Here is a 19,780-nt window from a genome sequence, read left to right as displayed (position 1 = left end):
GCAGTGAGTGAGAAGTCAGCGTTAGTTAGCCGCATTCTTAATTTCTCTTGTGTTGATGGGCCGGGCAATCGCCTGGTCATTTTTCTACAAGGGTGTAACTTCGATTGCTTAAATTGTCATAACCCACACACGATCAATCATTGTAATCACTGTGGCGATTGTGTTGATTCATGCCCTACACAAGCGTTAGCGATGATTGATAACAAAGTGGTGTGGGATGAAGGGCTTTGCACTCACTGCGATAAATGTATCGATATCTGTAGTCACAAATCGAGTCCCAAGATTAAGCGTTACAATGTCACTCAAATCGTGGAGATCATCCGTAGCCAACACTTCTTTATATCAGGCGTCACGGTTTCAGGTGGAGAAGCCACTCTTCAGCTTCCGTTTATCATAGCGCTATTTAGTGCCATTAAAGCAGATCGAGAGCTAGGACATCTAACCTGTTTCATTGATAGTAACGGCTATTTACCTATTCATGCTTGGGAAAAAGTCACACCTGTTCTTGACGGTGTTATGCTCGATTTAAAATCGTGGCAGAGTGAAACGCATCAGTGGCTAACCAGAAGAGACAACCATAGGGTGATTGATTCGATTCGCTACCTAGCAAGATCAAAAAAATTGCATGAGCTTAGGCTGCTACACATTCCGGGTAAAAGTGATCTGGACATTGAAATCGATGAGATTGTTAAGCTAATTCGTTCGCTGCCAGATGATGTAGTCGTTCGACTCAATGCGTTTCAGCACCACGGGGTGAGTGGGCAAGCACTGGAGTGGGAAAAATGTAGCGAATATGAGATGAATCGGTTTCGCTCACTCATTGCAGATAAAATTGTCCAGCCGATACTTACCCCCGCTATTTATACTTAGTCTGCGGTCGTTAATTGCTGATGGAGCCAGTGTAGTGCAGGGTTGTTTAAGCTTGCTTGGTTCCACACTAAGCTATAGGCGACCTCACCATACTCAAAAGGAAGAGGTTTAGAAACTAAGCCTTTTGCTTGCGCTGCACTTTCAGCCCACATTTTAGAGCAGGTCAGTAAGTGTTGTGAATGGTGGCACATGATCGCGGCAGCGCCGAAATCCGCGACTGACATAGCCACCTTACGGGTACCGTATTTTTGGGTCAGGTTTTGCTCGAAGTAGGGCTCAGCGAGATCTTTGTCCAAAATACCGATATGCTGATACGAGAGGTATCCGTGTATGTCCAACTCACACTTTGCGAGTGGGTGTTGATCTGACATCAAGCACACCATCTCATCTGAATGAATCTGCTTCCACATTAGCTCTCGGCTTCGAGTCGGCGGTTGGCTAATATCATGCGGTAAGATCATAAAATCGACTTGCCCGCGTACCAAGGCATCAAAACTTAACTGCTCTTTCGCATAAACATTGATAGCTCTCGCATTGGTGAGCTGGTTTAGGATGAGCGCGATTTTTGACGCGAACAGTTCAAAGGTACTTTCGCGCATAGAGAGAGAAATCATCCCCTCAAATTCCGCTGGCTTGAAAGCACCTTGGTGCAAAATACCATTCATGCTCGACAATATTTTATGAACTTCAGAACCAATGCTAAGCGCAAACGGCGTTGGAATTAACTGGCCTCCCTCACGGTAAAACAGCTCATCTTTAAGTTGATCACGCAGCTGGTTGAGAGTCTTGCTCACACTCGACGGGGTAACGCATAGAACCTTGGCGGCATTGGTCACGCTATGAGTACTAAGAAGGACATGTAACACGGTAAGGTGTTTAAGGCTGATTCGAGAAAGGGCTAGGTAATCCATAATTCAAAGGGACTTAAATTGGGAATGCTACTTATACCGCTTCGCCGCAAAAATTCATAGCCTGTCACTCACATAAGCGACCACCGTGATATCCGCTAGACTTTAATTGAGAGATGTATCAGGAGTTAATCATGAAGAAATTGCTATTGACTGCTGTCTTGTTAGCACTGGCATTTTCTAATGCTTACGCGGAAGAAGAAGAGGGTGAAGAGACAGGCAGCAACAGAACCAAAACGCCGCCAAGTGTTGAAGACATTGACATCGATGGTGACGGATTGGTATCGCAAGAAGAGTTTAATCAGTTCCGTCAGGGTGATGATGACGTTGACGAGCAAGAAGGCGATGAGTCTGAGCAAGAAGGAGATGGACTCAGTGCGTTTGCTTCCTTCGATAAAGATCGCGATGGTTTTGTCACTCAAGAGGAGCTTAATGCTCATGCTAAGTATTCGAATCCGGGTAATGGGACAGGGGAGCTTAAAACGAATCGACAATCGAACAACGTGACAAATAGCTCATCGAGTTCTCGAAGTCAGGGAAACAGTAACCGCAGCGAAAGCCGAGGAAACAGCGGCAATAGTAATAAAGGTGGCGGCGGTAACCGTGGAGGCGGTAATGGCGGTGGAAACAAAGGCGGTAAAGATAAATAGTATTAGCTAAACGAAGTGTGAGGTCTTTCGCGCACGTGAAACATAGTGAGCCCTCTGATAGTCAGGGGACTTTCGTTTTTTCTCAGCGCGGAAACACATCTACTAATATAAGCCAGCACACCCCTTAAGTAGAATCCTGACAACAATGCCCACCTAAGGTGAAAACACTCACTTACGTGGGTACATTGTTTCAGGAATGACAGTGTGGAAAAGTCGCGTCATCTCGGAATTAAGGAGCGAAGGCTACACATTATCTGAAGAATTGTTATAACCCTTTTATTTTATTCTTAGCTAAGTTTTCTTGTTGCTTAAGGAACATGAAGAAGTTTGCCTCACTAATAAATGGGTTCCCATTTGCACCTAGCTTCTCTCTATTCTCAAATAGATAATTTTTATGTGGATGGTTTGAAAGGTTAACGCTTACTAAAGGCGGCTGGAGTGAAATCTTTCTAATTTTCTCCATACTACTCAAGAACTGTTTAATCATTTTAGGGTCGTTGCCACTTACGCTATGACCACCAACGATAAAAGCACGATGTTCAGCGCCTTTATCTTTGACTGTAAATTCTAGGGAAAAATCACCTTCGGTATGACCCGGTGTGAGATAGAACTTAAACCCATGACGACCAATAACCATAGAGGTATCACTTTTTATCTCTATGTCTAGGGTTGGTGGAAGGAACTTATTCTCACCTTTGCTTTTGTTTGATTGCTGTATGGATAGCTCATGAGCACTTTTTGTCATCACAACTTTTGATCCGTACATCTTCTGAAGTAACTGAGCGCCCCCAACATGGTCAGAATGCCCATGCGTTACCAATATGTGCGTTATTGGCTCATCTTCTAACCCTAGCTTCTCAAGATTGATAGGAATCCACTTAGAATAAGGGAAATCAAGTGTATCAATTATCACTAATCCGTCATCTGTATCAATTGCATATGATGAAACCCATTTGTCCCCAACATAATAAACATTATCAAACATCTGAAACGGTTCTACATAACCGTTCTTATCATTCATCGTTGGAACGTTTTTGCTTGAGGAAGCAAAGACCGATGCACTGAAAAGGACACCTAATAAAATTTTTTTCACGAAATCACCTGCAAACATTTACTGCTTAGTTTGAGCTCTGACTTACCAATACACTTTTTGCGCGCTCAGCCAGTCCAAAAGGGAGCTACGATTTTGATCGCAATTTTTTGCATAATCAAGGCGAAAGATACCCTATTTACGTTATGGCCTAGCGATAGAACTACAGCATTCGGATGGGGATACAACTCTTTTTAGAAATGAGAGTTGTTGAATTGACTCTGTTGACTAAATTAATCTTATGAAATTTTGGGGCTATCCAAACAAACTTTGAGGCATAAACAATCCAACCTTTTCTATGATTTCTAGTTCGCTTTAAACCGAAAATCCCATTAACGACAACATCTCAAAACAAAAATGCCCTCAAAAGCGAGGGCATTTGCATTCGGGTTGGGGAGGTTAATCAATCAGGCCGTAATCACGGCTAAGGATATCGATGATCTCTTGCTTCGGATTTTCGCTTAGGTGAATTTCAGCGCCTGTGATTTTCTCCGCTATGCCGAGGTAAGTCTTAGAAATATCCATTAAGGCTTTTAGAGGTAATTCATTGTCACGCGCTAGTGCTTCACGCTCATCCATACGCTCTTTGTTAAGCAGAATATCTGGGTCTGGGAAGTGGTTAAGCAAGAATTGACGGAAGCCTTCTTTTGAGTTCTCTACGATATTACCCGCATCGTATTCGCGCTCGTCCCAAATGCGTGATGAATCTGGTGTGCCCACTTCATCCATATAGATAAGTTTCTCGTTACCTGCTGCATCGTGAACGTAGCCAAACTCAAATTTGGTATCAACAAAAATTTGCTCGATTTCTGCAAGGGCGTTGCTAATGACAACAAAACCTTCGCGTAGCAGTTTTTCATATTGAGCGATATCATCTGCTTTAGAGAAGTTGAATGCTGCGAAGTTATCAACGATGTTTTGGCGAGTAATGTTGACGTCATCCGCTTCTGGCACGTCTGGAATGCCTTTTAAAATGCCTTTGGTTGAAGGTGTCATCAGCAGCTCTGGTAGCGCTTTGTCTTTTTCTAGTCCTTCTGGTAACTCAATACCGCAGAACTCACGTTCGCCTTTCTCATAAGAGCGCCACATTGAGCCAGTAATGTACTGGCGGCAGATCGCTTCGATCATAATTGGTTTCGCTTTTTGAACGATCCAAACGAAAGGGTGGGGAATATCAAGGATGTGACTGTCTGCTAAACCGTTGTCTTTGAACAGCTTAAACCAGTGGTTGGAAATCGCATTGAGCGCCGCGCCTTTTCCAGGAACCCCTTTTAAGCCGCCTTCAGCATGCCAGATACAGTCAAACGCTGAGATACGGTCACTGATTACCATGATAGCAAGTGGCGCATCAGGGGCAACGTCATAACCTTTTTCTTGGATAAGACGCTTGCTGTCTTCTTCAGTTAGCCAGTAAACAGAGCGAACTTTTCCGCTGTGGACGGGTTTATCGGTACGAATTGGAAGATCATCGTTAACAGCTAGAACTTGATCAGCGAGACTCATTTTGACATTCCTATACTTTAGCAAGGTGGTGAAATTATCCACGCAGATAATTTATTTGCTTCGCATAATACCAGAACTATTTTGTGCTGCCAGAGAAAAAGCAAACGTTTGCTTTGTTTTTTCTCTATATGGCGAAAAACAGCTCAATAGGGTGCAAAAAAGAAAAAGCCCCACACAAGGTAGGGCAAAAAGACAGTGAATTTGTTGAGCTTGTTAGTGATACTGGTTAACTCTGCCCTCAACGAAAAAGACTTCACACTGGAATTGGATAGCATGGTTGCGGAGTAAGCTTTGCTCAACCATAGGAATATTGTTTGATGCCACGACAGCACTCGCATTACCTGATTCAATCGCTTTCTTAACAATTTCAAACTCAGACTGTTTTTGAGAAGCTTTCATCTGGATAATTTTCTTACAGCTCACACTGAAGGCAGCGAACTGCTCATAGTCAGGGCGAGGACATTCAGCAGTAAATAAGATCCATTGTTTCTGGCCAGAAAGACCAGCTAGGCGACTTAACGTATCGTTATCGATGTTCATTGGCGCTGTAGGTTGAGCCAAAACATTGTATTTAGAGAACGTGTGAGTTTGAGTATGTGCCTGAATCATGATTACTGTTCCTTTGTACATGCTGTATGGTTATACAGTAGTTTTTATTGGCTGTGTTGGCAAGCATTTTTGTGCGGTATTTAAACAGAATTAGGACGGTGTGAGTTTGGAGTGTTATTTAAGGTGTTGATATATAAAATAAATATGAGATTCTTGGGTGTGGGAGAGATTTGACAAATAATTCATAAATAGTGATGCAGGTCACTATGGCTTATACAGTGTTATACAGTAGTACTGGATAGCACTGTATGTCAGATCGTCAGTAGCGCTATAAGAATCGCTCGGGGAAGTCGCTAAAAATCGCGTCTAGGTTAGGGAGGTGTTTCAGTGAGTTCGGGTTGTTGACGGTGTAGCTCCATACCTGATATCCGTCACGCTTGAGTTGTTCAATCTGCTGCTTGTTAGCCCATCGATAATTGATGTTGCAACTAAACGCATCGACTTCTTTAAGGAGAGTTTTGGTTTTCTTGTCGAGACGGTTACACAAGACACCAAGTCGATATTGAGGGAGCGATTGGCTAAGTTGACGTATAACTGCATGACTGAAACTTGAAAGCACAACATCGCTAGGGTCAACATTATTCTTGGCTAATTGCTCTTTGAGTAACTCACACACCTTTTGAACATCATGGCGGTCTACTTTTATCTCAAGGTTGAGTTTTAAGTTGTGTGTTTTAGCTAAGGTGAGAAGTTCCTCTAGTGTGAGAAGGCTCTGATTAGCAAACTCTGTATTAAACCAAGCACCAAAATCATATTCTTTCAGTTGCTTCAGAGTCAGTTTATCGATACGACCGGAACCATCACTGCATCGATTAATTGTATGATCGTGACAGATAACAAGTTGGTCGTCCTTTGTGGGTTGTACGTCTACCTCAACCCAATCGAGCCCGAGGTTAATGGCTGCTTCTATACTGACTTTGGTATTTTCAGGGTAGCGACCAGCGACTCCGCGATGTCCAACAATAATCATATTTTCTTCTCAATGATGGAAAGAGAACAGATTACTCCTTCGCTGTAATTTTGGATAGATAATTCATAGCCATTGCCGCCTAAATCTGACACTATCGGTCGGATATTAATAATAAAATAGATAGGTCGTTCGACCTTAGAGAGATGTAAATTGAACGCTGAAAGTAAAGCTGCCTGGATTCTGTTCTTCACCACTGCACTGGCTGGTTTAGGTTGGATCTTCTCCAAAGAAGCAATACAAGGTCTTCCCCCGTTTGGTTTTGTTGGGTTGCGCTTTGTAGTGGCTTCTATTTGCTTGTTGCCACTGTGCTATAAGCGCTTTAGGGATTTAACAAGCCAATTGTTACTTCAAGCCATAGGGGGAGGTAGCATTCTAGCGTTAGCGCTACTGACTTGGGTTTATGCAATTTCAATCAGCGAGACGCTCGGTGAAGGGGCGTTTATTGTTAGCCTATCGATGATCATTGTGCCAATCATTGCCTGGGTACTTTATAAAGAAAGACCGAAAAGAGCTTTTTGGGTTTCGATGCCGATTGCAATCGCTGGCTTAGCAATGCTGTCATTAACGGATGGGTGGAAGAGCTCAGCAGGGCAGTTGTGGTTTCTTGCCAATGCCTGTCTTCTTGCGCTTCACTTCAATGTGAACAGCAAGCTTGCGCAGAAAATTCCTGTTTTGATGCTAACTTGCATTCAACTGTTTGTAACCGGAGTTCTGGCACTGGTTGCCTCGTCACTATTTGAAACAATACCCGAAAGTGTTGAAGCGTCTATTTGGGGTTGGTTTGCTCTTAGCGCATTGCTTGCCACCAGTCTTAGATACGTGATGCAAACATTAGGGCAAAAGGGATGTAACCCTGCCAACGCTGCGCTCATCATGCTTTTGGAACCAATCTGGACGGTTATCCTGAGCATTCTCTGGTATGGAGAACAGCTATCACGCAACAAGTTAATTGGATGCAGCTTAATTCTACTTGCTCTGATCTTCTACCGAACTGATGGTCGACTGTTTAAAGGAAGAAACTAGGGTCTGTTGACCTTTTGAGCTGATTTTTGCAGCAGTTTGTGGGTTCTTTATACAAGGCAGAGGCTTTGAGATGTAGTTAACCTACTTGATAAGCAGATAACGCAGTAGAAAGGAGCCACAAACGCTGCCCGAAGGGTTCGGCTAAAAGCGTTTTACTCTTTGTTGAGAGGTGTTTTGCTTAGAATGACTAGGCCACAAACCTCTCGCCGCGATTAAAACGCTTTTATCTCGAACAAAATTTAACCGCAAAAGGTCAACAGACCCTAATCATTAGCTCATCCGTAGTCGTAAATTCTGTCATTTATTTTTGGCATAAAATTAAATTGGAATAATTGATGTAATTGTTAGTACAATCCACAGTTAAGAGGTAACGAATACAGGGAAAGTTAAATGAAAATCGGTGTAATTGGAGCAGGTTCAGTCGGGGTTGGGGTGTGTAATTACCTCCTGACACTGGGTAGCATTAGTGAATTGGTGCTGCTTGATAAAGACTTGCAACGAGCAGAAGGAGAGGTGTTTGACTTTAGGCACACCTCAGCACTAACGTTTTCAAAAAATACCCATCTAGTACCCACTGATGATTACTTAACGCTCATTGGCGCCGACATCGTGGTTATTACTGCGGGGGCTCAAATCAAGCAAGGCCAAACTCGTATCGATTTGGCTGAAATCAATAGCCGCATCGGTGTTGATATTGCAAAACAAGTTGAACGAGTCGCCCCTAACGCCACATTGATTGTTGTCAGTAACCCTTGTGACTTAGTCGCCCACTTTATTGCCACCAATACCAGTTTTCCGCGCTCAAAAGTCATCAGTAGTGGCTGTGTGATTGATACTGCGCGCCTTATGAGTATTGTCGCCAGCCGTGTCAATCTGGATCCTAAGAACGTGTTTGGTTATGTTTTAGGGGAGCATGGGAGTCATTGTTTTACTCCTAAGAGCCTCATCTCCATTGCTGGGCAGCCGGCCGATTTCTATTGTGATACTCACCATATTGAGCGAATTTGTGCCGATGAGTTACTTGAGTCGGTAAAACAAGCGGGCTACGAGATATTTAAACGTAAGCAAAACACCACTCACGGTATTGCCGCCAGTGTATTCCGTATCATCCAATCGATTATGATTGATGAGCGTTCGGTGCTACCTGTTGCTACTTTGCTTGATGGAGAGTATGGATTGAATGATGTTGTGCTAAGCGTTCCTACCGTGGTAGGAAAAAACGGCGCGGAGACGATTCTTATCCATCCATTTACCCAACAAGAGATGGAAGAGCTATCAAATATCGCGATTGAAGTGAATAAGGTCGTGAAGCAAGTAGCAGATAAGACGGGTCTTGCCATGCACAAAAATTAGGCTGCCGATGCTATAAACCTAACCTTGCGGGTGGTGTTAAAGCCACCCGTTTTTAACTCTATTGAAGTAGATCTTCTGCAGTTTAGTTCAGTACAAGTCTTCAAAGCTCACAGTTTAGAGTGTTTACTCTGTCATTTGTCGCCAAGCTTGTTACATTGAAATGTAAATGATTTGTTAAATTGGTTTGCGTCATGAAAATTCATGCTCTAGACGGGTATATTCAAAAGATCTACCTTGCTGAATATACAGATAAGTTAATGCTGCTCGACGGAGCGTCTAGAGCGGATATCTCCTACATCAAAAAATTCATTACGCATGAACTTCAAAGACCTTTCACTGACCTGACAACGGTTGTGGTGACCCACATGCATCCCGACCACGCAGGTGCGGCACATAAGTTACGTGAAATAACAGGTTGTAATATCGTCTCGGCAAAAAGGGACAAAGATTGGTATTCCGGTATTGATGGTTTCCTAATGCATTTGACGGATATTGCGCTGGCTCGATGGGTAGCCAATAGAAAGCGTAAGCCAAAACGTAACCTATGGTACTCAAGAAAGCTCAATGCAGACGTAGAGCTTTCCGACGGGGAAGCGATTCCCAACTTTGAAGATTGGAAAGTACTAGAGACTCCAGGGCATACGGATAGAGATCTCTCACTGCATAATGTTGAGCGCGACATTCTTTACGTCGCCGATCTTATGGTTGAAGTGAAGCAAAGATTGATTTCACCCTTTCCGATTTTCCATCCAAACAAATACAAAGCGTCGCTAAAGCGCGTTTACAATCTAAACCCAAAAGTCTTGCTGGTGGCACACGGTGGACAAGTTGAGTTAAATGAACAGGTGTACCGGCATTTGGTCGAAACTGCGCCTCGTACGCCTTCGACTCATTGGCGTGCGACTAAGGTCAAACTTAAAAGTCTTACTGGAGCAGTCTGGCGATTGGGCGTTTCAAAACGTAAGTAATACCTTCCAGAACCAACATCTGAACATCTACTTATGCTAGTTGGTATAAAGACGTTTTAGAACATTATCTCGCAGCAGGACATTGTGTTGTTTTAGGGTTCAGATTAGAATGCGAACCCTTTTCAATTGTACTGTTGTTCTCATGTCGCGAATTTTAGTAGTCGATGATGATATCGAGTTGTGTGGATTGCTTGCTGATGTGCTTATCACGGAAGGGTATAGCGTAGAGTGTGTTCACTGCGGGGAAACGGCACTTAAACACATCGAGAAAAAACCGGTCGACTTGGTATTGCTTGATGTCATGTTGCCCAAACTTAATGGTATGCAGGTGGCACGCAAAATTTGCCAACGCTTTGCAACGCCAATTCTAATGCTTACCGCACTGAATGATGAAGAGTCTATGTTAGATGGGTATCAGTCGGGTGCGGATCAATACATAGGTAAACCCTTCAAAGTCCCTGAATTATTGACTCGCATTAAGGCGATCTTTCGTCGCGTGGGTTTAGAAAAGCAGCGGCAAAGTCAATGCTTTGACCTAACGGGAGCGGCGACTCAAGTATCTAACTTACCACTGACTAGCACTGAGGCAGATTTACTCAATTATCTGATCAGCCGCGAAAGTATTGTGGTCTCAAAAGCCGAGTTGCAAATTGAAGTGCTCAAAAAAGAGCTAAGCCCGTTTGATCGCAACCTTGATATGCACATTAGCAATTTAAGGCGCAAGTTTGTCGAGGCGGGTTTGTCGAAACAACATATCAAAACCATTAGGGGCAAAGGCTACAGTTTTGTCGATAGTGTTAGGTAGCTTATGGCTTGGTCATGGAGAGTGAAAAGTCTCTCAAAACGTAAAGATTCGCTCGCGTTCCAGCTGTTCAGCTATATGTCTGGTGTGATCATTTCGATATTGGTTGTGCAGGCCGTAGCGGAGCAAGCTTTAGTCAAAACCATGCTTAAAGTACCGCTGGAAGTAAAGCAAGACATCCAGAGTCTAGCGCACCAAGCGAATGTGCTTATAGAAGATGGCGATATGGATGAGTTGGCGGATTGGGCGAACGCACAGCCGTATTATCTGTTTGTACTCAACCCAGAAAACAAGCCACTGTCTCATCGTCAGATGCATCCTCACTTTGAATTTAAATTGAGGTTTCTCAGAGAGATTGATGAGTTACTTGACGACAGAGTCAATAAGCCATTAATTGGTGTCCGCTTGGACAAAGGCAATACGCTGGTTGTTCAGTTACCAAGTCAATTGCATCCCGCGCATAGATTCATTGTTTACTTTGCAGTGAGCAAGGTGATTATTGTCATCGCTATATTGTTTTTATTCTCTCTGATCTTTGCGCGAAAGTTGCAGATGCCACTAGATCGCCTTCGAGAAGCGAGTCGACGCCTGGCTTCAGGTGATTTTAAAGTAAAGGTTGTTGAGGAGCTAAACTCGAACACGCGTGAGTTTAACGATCTGGCTCATGACTTTGACGACATGACTAAGGAAATCCACGCATTGGCTGAGAGGCAGCGTCGCCTCATTCGTGATGTCTCCCATGAGTTAAGAACCCCTTTGGCGAGGCAAAATCTTGCGCTGCACCTACTGCGTTCTAAAGCGAATGAAAATGAGCTTCCGTTAGTTGAAAGGTTAGAAAAGGAAGTTGATGAAATGGACGCTCTGGTAGGTGAGATTCTAGAGTATAGCCGCTTAGAGAACTCCCGCTATGAGGCTGACTCGACCCCAGTGTGCTTAGAAAGTCTTATCTCGACGCAGGTTGAACAAAGTCGACTACAACTAAAGGTAGGGCAGTCACTCTCCATCTCTACAGGTTCAACGATACCTGTGGTTATGACAGATGAACGTTTAGTGGTGCGCTGCATAACCAATTTGCTTTCTAACTCGATGAAATATGCAGGAGAGAGTGCGCATATCGAAGTCTCTATCTATGAATTCGATGAGCAACCCTATAAATCAGTCTGCATCGAAGTGGCGGATAATGGCCCTGGGATTGCACAAGCTCAATTGGAAGAGATTTTCAGACCTTTTACCCGACTGGAATCGGCACGGGATAAGCAGAGTGGTGGCTATGGACTGGGGCTCGCAATCGTCAAGGAAGCGATGAAGCTGCTTGGTGGAGAAGTGAAAGCCTCTAACCGTAAAGAAAGTGGCTTAAGGGTTCAATTGACGTTACCTCTCTAGTGGTAAATGAGCAGAGCTAAAAGCGAGCATCTTAGATGTTCGCTTTTTTTATGGATTCAGAACGACAACATTTGTTTACGAATGCAAAGATTGTAAATTTAATGCAAATGATATTGGTTATCACTTATATTTCGCTTCGTTATAAATAACTCAACAGAGCGAGTGAGCTCTGCACGAAATATTCGGAGAAAAATATGTTCACAAAGAGCCAGTTAGCACTTGTAATCGGTGCTGTATTAGCTGCTCCAGCAGTGGTTGCTGAAAGTGTTGAAACTGACGAACACATGGTTGTTGAAGGCCGTGACTATGGCTACAAAGCTGATACGAACTCAACAGCGATGCGTATGGAAGCTTCACAATTGGAAACTCCTGGACAGATTGCGGTTATCGATGAACAAATCATCGATGAGCAGCGTGCTAGCACTCTTGGTGAAGTACTAAAGAATGATGCAAGTGTAAGTGCTGGTGGGACAGGCCGAAATCGTGAGCGTTTCTCACTACGAGGTTTCGAAGTACAAAGCTCATCTGGATTTCTTCGTGACGGACATCAACACTGGTCGCATTATCGCCAACCAGTTGAACTACTAGAACGCGTAGAAGTAGTTAAAGGACCTTCAGGTCTACTGTATGGTGTTTCTGCACCGGGTGGCTTGATCAATATGGTCTCAAAAAAACCAACTTACGACACTAAAGTAAATGTTAGCCAAGACGTAGGCTCAAATGACCGTTCACGTACGATGGTCGATGTAAGCGGTTCGCTCAATGATGATCAAACATTAAGAGCACGCACAGTTGTTTCCAAAGAGAGTTATAGCTCGTGGAGAACCTACGGGGACGGCTCGAAACCTCAAACAGTGCGCCTCGTCGCTGGCCTATTTGTCGATTATGATATCAATGAAGATGTCACAGTTTCGTTCCACTATGATAAGACAAATGACGATGGTAGCGTCGACTCTGGAGCACTTTACACACTAGATGGTCAGCGTGTCGGTAGCGAAGAGCACATCTGGGATGCGCAGTGGTCGAAAATTGAAAATGACGTCGAGAATATCGGTTTCAATGTGAATGCCAATCTAACTGATGCGTGGGCGATAAAGAGTGGCTTCAATTACCAAGACTTTGAACGTACTGATATTGAAAGCTACCCAGACTTTTCTACATTAGATTCTAATGGTACCGTCAAACATGGTGGTAGCAACCGTCATGATAAATGGCGTTTTAGAACGGGTTACCTTGATCTGGCAGGTAATCTTGAACTGGCAGGCATGAAGCACCAACTTCTTTTAGGGGCAAACTGGCTAGGTTACAGCTACGATCGCAATCAAAAAGGCTTCAACAGCCAAAGTGTTGCTCCAGGCCAATCTGTACCAGTCCCAACATACAGTGGAAAGGATAAGGTCAGTCACTCTAGTTACGACACGTGGGGCTTCTACGTACAAGATCTAGTCACGCTATCTGAGCAATGGCAAGTTCTTGCTGGAGCGCGTTTTGACCGTAAAGTAGCTAATGGTGTAGCTGAGGAAAATGTATCGCCTAAGCTTGGCGTTATTTTCCATCCAGCCGATAACGGTAGTATCTATGCTTCATACTCAGAAAGCTTTGAGCCGCAGGGTACAGTTTCAAGCGGGAGCAGAACATACACCAATGATGGGGCATTGCTTGATGCTGCTTTGGGTAAATCCTATGAATTGGGTACTAAATGGGAGCTATTAGACAGTCGTTTGTTCGTATCGGGTGCCGTGTTTGATATTACCAAAGATAATATCAGTATGGATGTTGAAGATACTTCATCTGGAAACTGGACCAAGACGCAAAACGGTAAACAAGTGCACCGTGGCATGGAGCTAACAGCCCAAGGGTTTGTGACAGACAAATTGTCTCTTACGGGCTCAACGATGTACCTAGATGCAAAAATTGAAAACCATGAAAACTACGCAGGTAACCGTCCTGTTGATGTACCGGAGTTTGCTGCGAGCGTATGGTCTAACTACGCTGCAACCAATGAAGTAGACCTAAATGTCGGTGTTATCTATGAAGGTTCTCGCTACGGTGATGCATCAAACACCTTTAAAAAAGACGGGTACACTCGTGTCGACATGGGCGTGGCATACACTCACAAGTACGATGAAAACCTAGATATGATTGCGCGCTTAACGGTTGCAAATGTGTTTGATACTGAATACCTAGCAGGTGGCGGTTCCACTTCTTCGAAGCACAGCTATGCGGAAGATGTGGTAATCGGCGAAGGCCGTAATTACATGGCGACCTTACAAATCAAATACTAAAAACAAAAGTCATCAACTGACCTGAGTATAAATAGGGGAGAGGCATAGCCTTTCCTCTATTTTTGTATAAAGTGTAAGGACAATTGCAATTTTACCCAATCGCGGTACTATGTCGTGAGTGAAAATGAGAGTGTTTCTCAATCGTATATCGCATCAGTGAATAATAGACGTTATGAATTTAATTAAAACTAGCTTGGCGCTCATCCTTGCTACGTCAACATCGAATACCTTGGCGAATAACCTTGATTCTGCCCAATCTATCCAGAGCAAAACCAATGCGGCATCTGCCTCAAGTCAAAAACGTATCGACGTAAGAGCGGAAAAGACACTGACCTTAAAAGCGGAAATTGAACAGCTTGAAGAGGAAGTGAAAAATCTAAAAGTGTATCGCGATCACCTGACAGCTTTGGTTGCAAGCCAAGATCAAGAAGTCACAAGTTTAGATAGCCAGATAGAAGAGATTAAGTCTACACGTCAAGGTATTGTTCCTCTGATGTATCAAATGGTCGACGGTTTAAAACAGATCGTTGCTGAAGGTGTGCCAATCAAATTGGCGCAGCGCCAAGAGCGAATCGCAAAGCTAGAATCAATGATGACCAGAGCTGATGTGAGCGATGCAGAAAAGTATCGTCGTATCTTAGAAGCGTATCAAATCGAGCTAGATTACGGAACCAAGCTTGGTCTGTATCAAGGTCAAATCAGCGTTAATGATGAAAGCAGAGAAGCAGATGTGCTTTACTTAGGCCGTATTTCGTTAGTCGCACGTAGCTTAAATGGCAGTAAGTTTTGGTCTTGGGATCAAAAATCTAATCAATGGTTAGATGTCGACGCTTCGCTTAAGTCAGAGTTAGACAAAGCGTTTAGTATTGCCGCAAAACAAACAGCACCAAGCCTAATCACGCTTCCTGTTTCTCTTAAAGTGGCGGAGGCAAAATAATGAAACGTACACTGATTGCTTCTTTAATTGCATTTACCGCTCTTTCGTTTAATAGCGTTGCGGCTGATTTAGCTTCTCCGGCTAAAGCTGACGCAAAATTTCAAAAACAGCATAACGTTCAACGTGAATCAGGCTTTAAGCAAACTGAGCGTGAACTGGCAGCACTAAAAGCGCAGCTGATTCAACAAAGAGAAACGTTACAGCAACAAAACGATCAACTGGCGGCTCAGTTTAGCCAAAACGAAGACACACTTGCGCGACTTGAAGAAAAACTTCGCCTCGAAACAGGTAGCCTAGGTGAAGTGTTTGGTGTCGTACGCCAGCATGCAAAAGAGCTTGAAACGGAACTTTCTCACTCAGTAACAGGAGCGGGTGCTCAAACTCATTCTGATACCATTAAAGAGATCGTTGCTGCAACCAAGCTACCTTCTATGCCTCAATTAACTGGTTTATGGTCAGCGTTAGCAGAACAAATTAAGGCTACGGGTCAGGTTCAGTCGACTCAAATAAAATTTGTCGACGGTGAAGGTCTTACTCAAGATGTGACAGCGCAACGTCTTGGTGCATTCGGTTTGGTTGGCGAGCAAGGCTACCTAAACTGGAACGGTGCTAAACAAGACGCTACAGCTTACATCAAGCAGCCAGAAAATGGGCCGACTACATCGTCTTTGACGGGCTTATTAGCTGGTGAGCGCACCAACCTTATTGTTGATCCTTCGCGTGGCATTATGCTTGAACAACTAGCTTTGACTCCTAGCTTAATGGACAGATTTCAAGCCGGCGGCGTGGTAGGTAAAGTGATTATCGGGCTGCTGGTTATTGGTCTGATAATTTCATTGGTTCGTGGCATCAGCCTTTCATTGGCACGGCAAAAGATTCGCAAGCAACTGAAAACGCCACAAACACCAACGGATAACCCACTTGGTCGCGTTCTCGCTGTTTACAGTAAAGAGAAGAATCAAACCGTTGAAGCATTGGAACTGCGTCTTCTTGAAGCTGTGGTTGATGAGCAAGCAGGGTTAGAAAAAGGCCTTTCTATGCTTAAGTTGTTGGCAGCGCTTGCGCCAATGCTAGGTCTCTTGGGTACAGTAACCGGGATGATTGAAACATTCCAAGTGATCACCCAGTTTGGTAACGGCGATCCTAAGGTAATGGCGGGCGGTATTTCTATGGCACTTGTGACCACAGTGCTCGGCCTTATTGCGGCTATGCCATTGCTACTTGTTCACAATATTTTGAGCTCTCAAGCGGAAAGTATCCGCAATATTTTAGAGAAACAAGGTATTGCGCTTGTTGCAGAGCAAGCTGAGAAAGAGACGTTAACTAGCGAGAATAGCTTGGAGAATGCGGCGTAATGGAAGCGATATTCGCTCTATTTCCTGAGGTGATTGCCACCAGTAACTGGATGACTTCGTTGCAAGACTTCATGCAACAAGGTGGTCAGGTGCTTTGGTGGCTATCCGGTGTGGTGTTGGTTTGCTGGTTGCTGATCATTGAGCGCATTGTCTTTCTGTGGTTTCAGTTTCCTAAACAACGTAACCAGTGGGTTGACGCTTGGAAGCAACGCAGTGATCAGCATTCTTGGTATGCACGTTCAATCCGTGAAGGTTGGTTATCGGAAGCGCACTCACTACTAAACCAAAACCTCAATGTGATTAAAGTGCTGGTGGCGATCTGCCCAATGCTTGGTCTGCTGGGCACGGTGACAGGCATGATTTCAGTATTTGATGTTATGGCGAATCAAGGCAGTAGCGATCCGAAACTCATGGCCTCGGGTATTTCCTTGGCGACCTTGCCGACTATGGCAGGTATGGTCGCTGCACTGACCGGTATGTTTTGTCACGCGCGATTAGTCAAAGTGTGCCAAACGAAAGAAATAAAATTGGAAAAATCATTAAGGAGTCAACGATGAGACTCGGTCGACGTCATCATAAACAAGAAGAAGCTCAAGTCGACATGACTTCAATGCTTGATATCGTATTTATTATGTTGATCTTCTTCATCGTGACAAGCTCATTTGTTCGTGAGTCTGGTGTTGAAGTGAACAGACCAACTGCTTCAAATGTGGTCAGTCAAAAAGAAGCGGGCATTTTCGTTGCGATAACCTCAGCAAATGATATCTACATTGATAAACGCATGGTCGATGTAGAGCGAGTGGAAGCAACCTTGGAGCACCTGATGCTTGATAAACCTGATGCTTCTTTGGTCATCCAGGCGGATGAACACGCCTACAGTGGTACGGTGGTGAAGGTGATGGATGCAGCAAAAGGGGCTGGGGTAAAAAACATTGCTTTGGCAGCGGAGAAGATCTAGTGGGTCGATTGCTCATTGCCACACCAATTGCGTTATCCTGCGTTGTGGCTATTTTCAGTTTAATGGCGTGGATGGTCGATATTAGCCACCGCCGTGCGCCTGAACCGAGTGAAGCGCTGAGTTTCAATATGGTGATGGTAGAAAACGAACAAGACGTTCAAAGACGCCAACGCTCTGTACCGGAACAACCTCAAGCACCAGAAGTGCCAGAGCAGATGCCAACGTCTCAGGCGAATACTCAGTTGACTCAAGTGTCGCCAGTTGCTCAACCAATGCTAGGCTTAGATACGGCAATCGATGGACTGGCTATCAGCGCTCCGACTTTCGGTGACTTCGGTGTCAATCAGCAGGCGATGCCACTGTATCGTGTTGAACCTCGTTACCCGACCAAGGCGTTGAAGCGTGGGGCTGAGGGTTATGTGGTCATGAAGTTTACGATCGACCCAACCGGTAAACCGATTGATGTCGAAGTGGTTGAAGCTAATCCTAAGCGCATGTTTGAGCGCGAAGCGATTCGAGCGCTGAAGAAATGGAAGTATCAACCAAAAGTGGTAGATGGGGGAGCTATTGCTCAGCTTGGTCAAACCGTAAGACTGGAGTTTAAGATAGCGAAATGATTAGACGATTATTGTTAGTTTCTCTTATATTGGCTTCCGGTACTTCGTTTGCACAGGAGCTAAGCCAATATACCGCGACCAGAGTACAAAAGGCACATGAGCTTGCCCAAGAAGAGCAAGTAAAGCAAGCCATTACCATGCTTAGAGAGATAGACACCTCCCGCGAATACGATCAAGCTTTTGTCGCTCGTATGTTAGGTGTGTTTTATTGGCAAGATGGTAAGCCTAAACAGGCAATCAAGCATCTAGAGAAAGCGGTGACCAGTGGCCTGCTGCAAGATGAGCAAGGTTGGATTACAGAGCGAATGCTCGCTGATCTTTATCTCAATGAGCAGCAGTTTGAGCGCGCTTTAAAGCACTATTATGTGTTGCAAAAGAGCGTCCCAAGCACTCAGAAAGCGGATGATATTTGGCTTCGTATCGCGCAGTCTCATTATCAGCTAGAACAATGGTCAAAGGTTATCCCTGCTGCAAATGAGTACCTGAAAGTCAGCACAGAGAGCCCGCTTCAGCCGTTATCTTTAAAGCTCGGCGCTCAGCTTCAGCTTAAAAAATGGAAACAGGCGATTCCGACGTTGGAGTTACTGATTGCCTTGCAGCCTGAGAAGATAAATTGGTGGCGACAGCTTGTTGGCTTACAGCTAAGGATAGGTAAAGATCGTGATGCGCTTGATACCTTATCTTTGGCGAAACTAAACAAGCTCGAACTCAGTCAAAGTGATCGTCGTATGCTTGCTCAGCTCTATGCCAAACGTGGTGTGCCAGAGCGCGCAGCCATTGAGATTAGTGAGCTAGATGGTGCTGGCACAGACGTGCAGCTGCTTTCTGAGCAAGCAACCTATTGGCAACTGGCTAAGGAGTGGGATAAAGCATTGGATGTTTGGAAACTAGCGGCCAAGCTAGATTCTAAATTCCATTGGAATGTCGCCCAACTTATGGTTCAACAAGGTTACTACCGTCCTGCGCTCAGTGTGTTGGCAAAGGTGAAGGGTAGGAAAGCGGATGTTGCTTTGGCCAAAACCCGTGCGTTTTACAAGTTAGATCAGCTAGACAACGCCTTGATCGAAGCGAAACGCGCAAACAATGTCGAGCCTTCAGCACAATCAAAGAGTTGGATTAAATACCTAACCCAGTTGAGACAAGCCAAAGATCAGACGACGAGTTAACAAAAAAGAGGGAAGCCAATCGACTTCCCTCTTCGTTTATTTAAAGCAGAACTATTTGTTGCCCGAGCATATAAATTCAGCACGCCACAAAAGTCTTTTTGTCTCTTTCATGTTGGTCAGTAACTCTTGACCAGACATTTGCGGGAATGCATGTAATACCGTTACATCCTCGCTTTCTTCAGACCTTTGGTAAGCCCTTACATGCGTAAAAGTGCTCGATAGGTTATTTGACAGCATACCTTTGGACAAACAAATACCAAAAACGTCCCGTTTCATCGTCTTTCCCTCTGACAAGTAGGCCATCATTTGGTTAGTTTAATAATTATCTGGATT

The 19,780-nt window shown here is 44.3% G+C and carries 20 protein-coding genes; 14 read left to right on the top strand and 6 right to left on the bottom strand.

Features of this window, described 5'->3' with window-relative positions:
* Nucleotides 1-3 precede the first annotated feature (3 nt).
* Entirely contained in the window at nt 4-870 is an 867-nt protein-coding gene (locus IX91_RS08160) for a YjjW family glycine radical enzyme activase (protein WP_004742819.1), read from the top strand.
* On the opposite strand, the gene IX91_RS08155 is transcribed toward IX91_RS08160, so the two are convergent.
* The gene (locus tag IX91_RS08155; protein ID WP_071881272.1) at nt 867-1,781 is read right to left on the bottom strand and encodes a LysR family transcriptional regulator; all 915 of its coding nucleotides are present in this window, start codon (nt 1,779-1,781) and stop codon (nt 867-869) included. The genes IX91_RS08160 and IX91_RS08155 overlap by 4 nt on opposite strands.
* A gap of 131 nt (nt 1,782-1,912) precedes the next feature.
* Here IX91_RS08155 and IX91_RS08150 point away from each other — a divergent pair, with 131 nt between their 5' ends.
* Nucleotides 1,913-2,428 (top strand): EF-hand domain-containing protein, encoded by a 516-nt coding sequence (locus tag IX91_RS08150; protein WP_004742821.1) that lies wholly within the window; start codon nt 1,913-1,915, stop codon nt 2,426-2,428.
* A 265-nt stretch (nt 2,429-2,693) separates the two neighbouring features.
* Here IX91_RS08150 and IX91_RS08145 read toward each other — a convergent pair whose 3' ends face one another.
* The 4 genes from IX91_RS08145 to IX91_RS08130 all read right to left on the bottom strand — a co-directional run bounded on the left by IX91_RS08145 (nt 2,694) and on the right by IX91_RS08130 (nt 6,600).
* A complete protein-coding gene (locus IX91_RS08145) occupies nt 2,694-3,521 on the bottom strand; it encodes an MBL fold metallo-hydrolase (protein WP_415668816.1) in 828 nt (275 codons plus the stop codon).
* Between the two features lie 396 nt (nt 3,522-3,917).
* Entirely contained in the window at nt 3,918-5,021 is a 1,104-nt protein-coding gene (locus IX91_RS08140) for a phosphoribosylaminoimidazolesuccinocarboxamide synthase (protein ID WP_004742823.1), read from the bottom strand.
* A 213-nt stretch (nt 5,022-5,234) separates the two neighbouring features.
* Complete coding sequence (locus IX91_RS08135) at nt 5,235-5,630, bottom strand: hypothetical protein (protein ID WP_004742824.1); 396 nt, start codon at nt 5,628-5,630, stop codon at nt 5,235-5,237.
* A gap of 268 nt (nt 5,631-5,898) precedes the next feature.
* On the bottom strand, nt 5,899-6,600 hold the full coding sequence (locus IX91_RS08130) for a glycerophosphodiester phosphodiesterase family protein (protein WP_004742825.1): 702 nt from the start codon (nt 6,598-6,600) through the stop codon (nt 5,899-5,901).
* Between the two features lie 150 nt (nt 6,601-6,750).
* Between IX91_RS08130 and IX91_RS08125 the strand changes: the two genes are divergently transcribed.
* The 12 genes from IX91_RS08125 (at nt 6,751) to IX91_RS08070 (ending at nt 19,447) form a co-directional block, all read left to right on the top strand.
* Entirely contained in the window at nt 6,751-7,623 is an 873-nt protein-coding gene (locus tag IX91_RS08125) for a DMT family transporter (RefSeq protein ID WP_004742826.1), read from the top strand.
* 390 nt (nt 7,624-8,013) lie between these two features.
* Entirely contained in the window at nt 8,014-8,976 is a 963-nt protein-coding gene (locus IX91_RS08120; protein WP_004742827.1) for a lactate/malate family dehydrogenase, read from the top strand.
* 191 nt (nt 8,977-9,167) lie between these two features.
* On the top strand, nt 9,168-9,944 hold the full coding sequence (locus IX91_RS08115) for an MBL fold metallo-hydrolase (RefSeq protein ID WP_004742828.1): 777 nt from the start codon (nt 9,168-9,170) through the stop codon (nt 9,942-9,944).
* A gap of 142 nt (nt 9,945-10,086) precedes the next feature.
* The gene (locus IX91_RS08110) at nt 10,087-10,749 is read left to right on the top strand and encodes a response regulator transcription factor (protein WP_004749497.1); all 663 of its coding nucleotides are present in this window, start codon (nt 10,087-10,089) and stop codon (nt 10,747-10,749) included.
* Nucleotides 10,750-10,752: 3 nt separating this feature from the next.
* Nucleotides 10,753-12,129: a histidine kinase sensor domain-containing protein gene (locus IX91_RS08105; RefSeq protein ID WP_038197637.1), complete on the top strand. Its 1,377-nt coding sequence runs from the start codon at nt 10,753-10,755 to the stop codon at nt 12,127-12,129.
* Between the two features lie 194 nt (nt 12,130-12,323).
* Entirely contained in the window at nt 12,324-14,414 is a 2,091-nt protein-coding gene (locus tag IX91_RS08100; protein ID WP_004745219.1) for a TonB-dependent siderophore receptor, read from the top strand.
* 172 nt (nt 14,415-14,586) lie between these two features.
* Nucleotides 14,587-15,351 carry a DUF3450 domain-containing protein gene (locus IX91_RS08095; RefSeq protein ID WP_004745218.1) on the top strand — a complete coding sequence of 255 codons (765 nt, stop codon included), beginning with the start codon at nt 14,587-14,589 and terminating at the stop codon, nt 15,349-15,351.
* Nucleotides 15,351-16,706 carry a MotA/TolQ/ExbB proton channel family protein gene (locus IX91_RS08090; protein WP_004745216.1) on the top strand — a complete coding sequence of 452 codons (1,356 nt, stop codon included), beginning with the start codon at nt 15,351-15,353 and terminating at the stop codon, nt 16,704-16,706. The genes IX91_RS08095 and IX91_RS08090 overlap by 1 nt, the downstream gene beginning before the upstream one ends.
* Nucleotides 16,706-17,263 (top strand): MotA/TolQ/ExbB proton channel family protein, encoded by a 558-nt coding sequence (locus tag IX91_RS08085; protein ID WP_004745215.1) that lies wholly within the window; start codon nt 16,706-16,708, stop codon nt 17,261-17,263. Before IX91_RS08090 ends, IX91_RS08085 begins: the two co-directional genes overlap by 1 nt.
* The gene (locus IX91_RS08080) at nt 17,260-17,664 is read left to right on the top strand and encodes an ExbD/TolR family protein (RefSeq protein WP_004745213.1); all 405 of its coding nucleotides are present in this window, start codon (nt 17,260-17,262) and stop codon (nt 17,662-17,664) included. The genes IX91_RS08085 and IX91_RS08080 overlap by 4 nt, the downstream gene beginning before the upstream one ends.
* Nucleotides 17,664-18,281, top strand: a complete 618-nt coding sequence (locus IX91_RS08075; protein ID WP_004745211.1) for an energy transducer TonB — start codon at nt 17,664-17,666, stop codon at nt 18,279-18,281. Before IX91_RS08080 ends, IX91_RS08075 begins: the two co-directional genes overlap by 1 nt.
* Nucleotides 18,278-19,447 carry a tetratricopeptide repeat protein gene (locus tag IX91_RS08070; RefSeq protein ID WP_004745210.1) on the top strand — a complete coding sequence of 390 codons (1,170 nt, stop codon included), beginning with the start codon at nt 18,278-18,280 and terminating at the stop codon, nt 19,445-19,447. The genes IX91_RS08075 and IX91_RS08070 overlap by 4 nt, the downstream gene beginning before the upstream one ends.
* Nucleotides 19,448-19,498: 51 nt before the next feature.
* Here IX91_RS08070 and IX91_RS26820 read toward each other — a convergent pair whose 3' ends face one another.
* The gene (locus tag IX91_RS26820) at nt 19,499-19,723 is read right to left on the bottom strand and encodes a hypothetical protein (protein WP_004745207.1); all 225 of its coding nucleotides are present in this window, start codon (nt 19,721-19,723) and stop codon (nt 19,499-19,501) included.
* Nucleotides 19,724-19,780 lie beyond the last annotated feature (57 nt).

The organism is Vibrio tubiashii ATCC 19109, assembly GCF_000772105.1.
Classification (GTDB): Bacteria; Pseudomonadota; Gammaproteobacteria; order Enterobacterales; family Vibrionaceae; genus Vibrio; species Vibrio tubiashii.
Note: the sequence above shows the minus strand (reverse complement) of the source record. Positions and strands in the feature narration are given on the sequence as shown.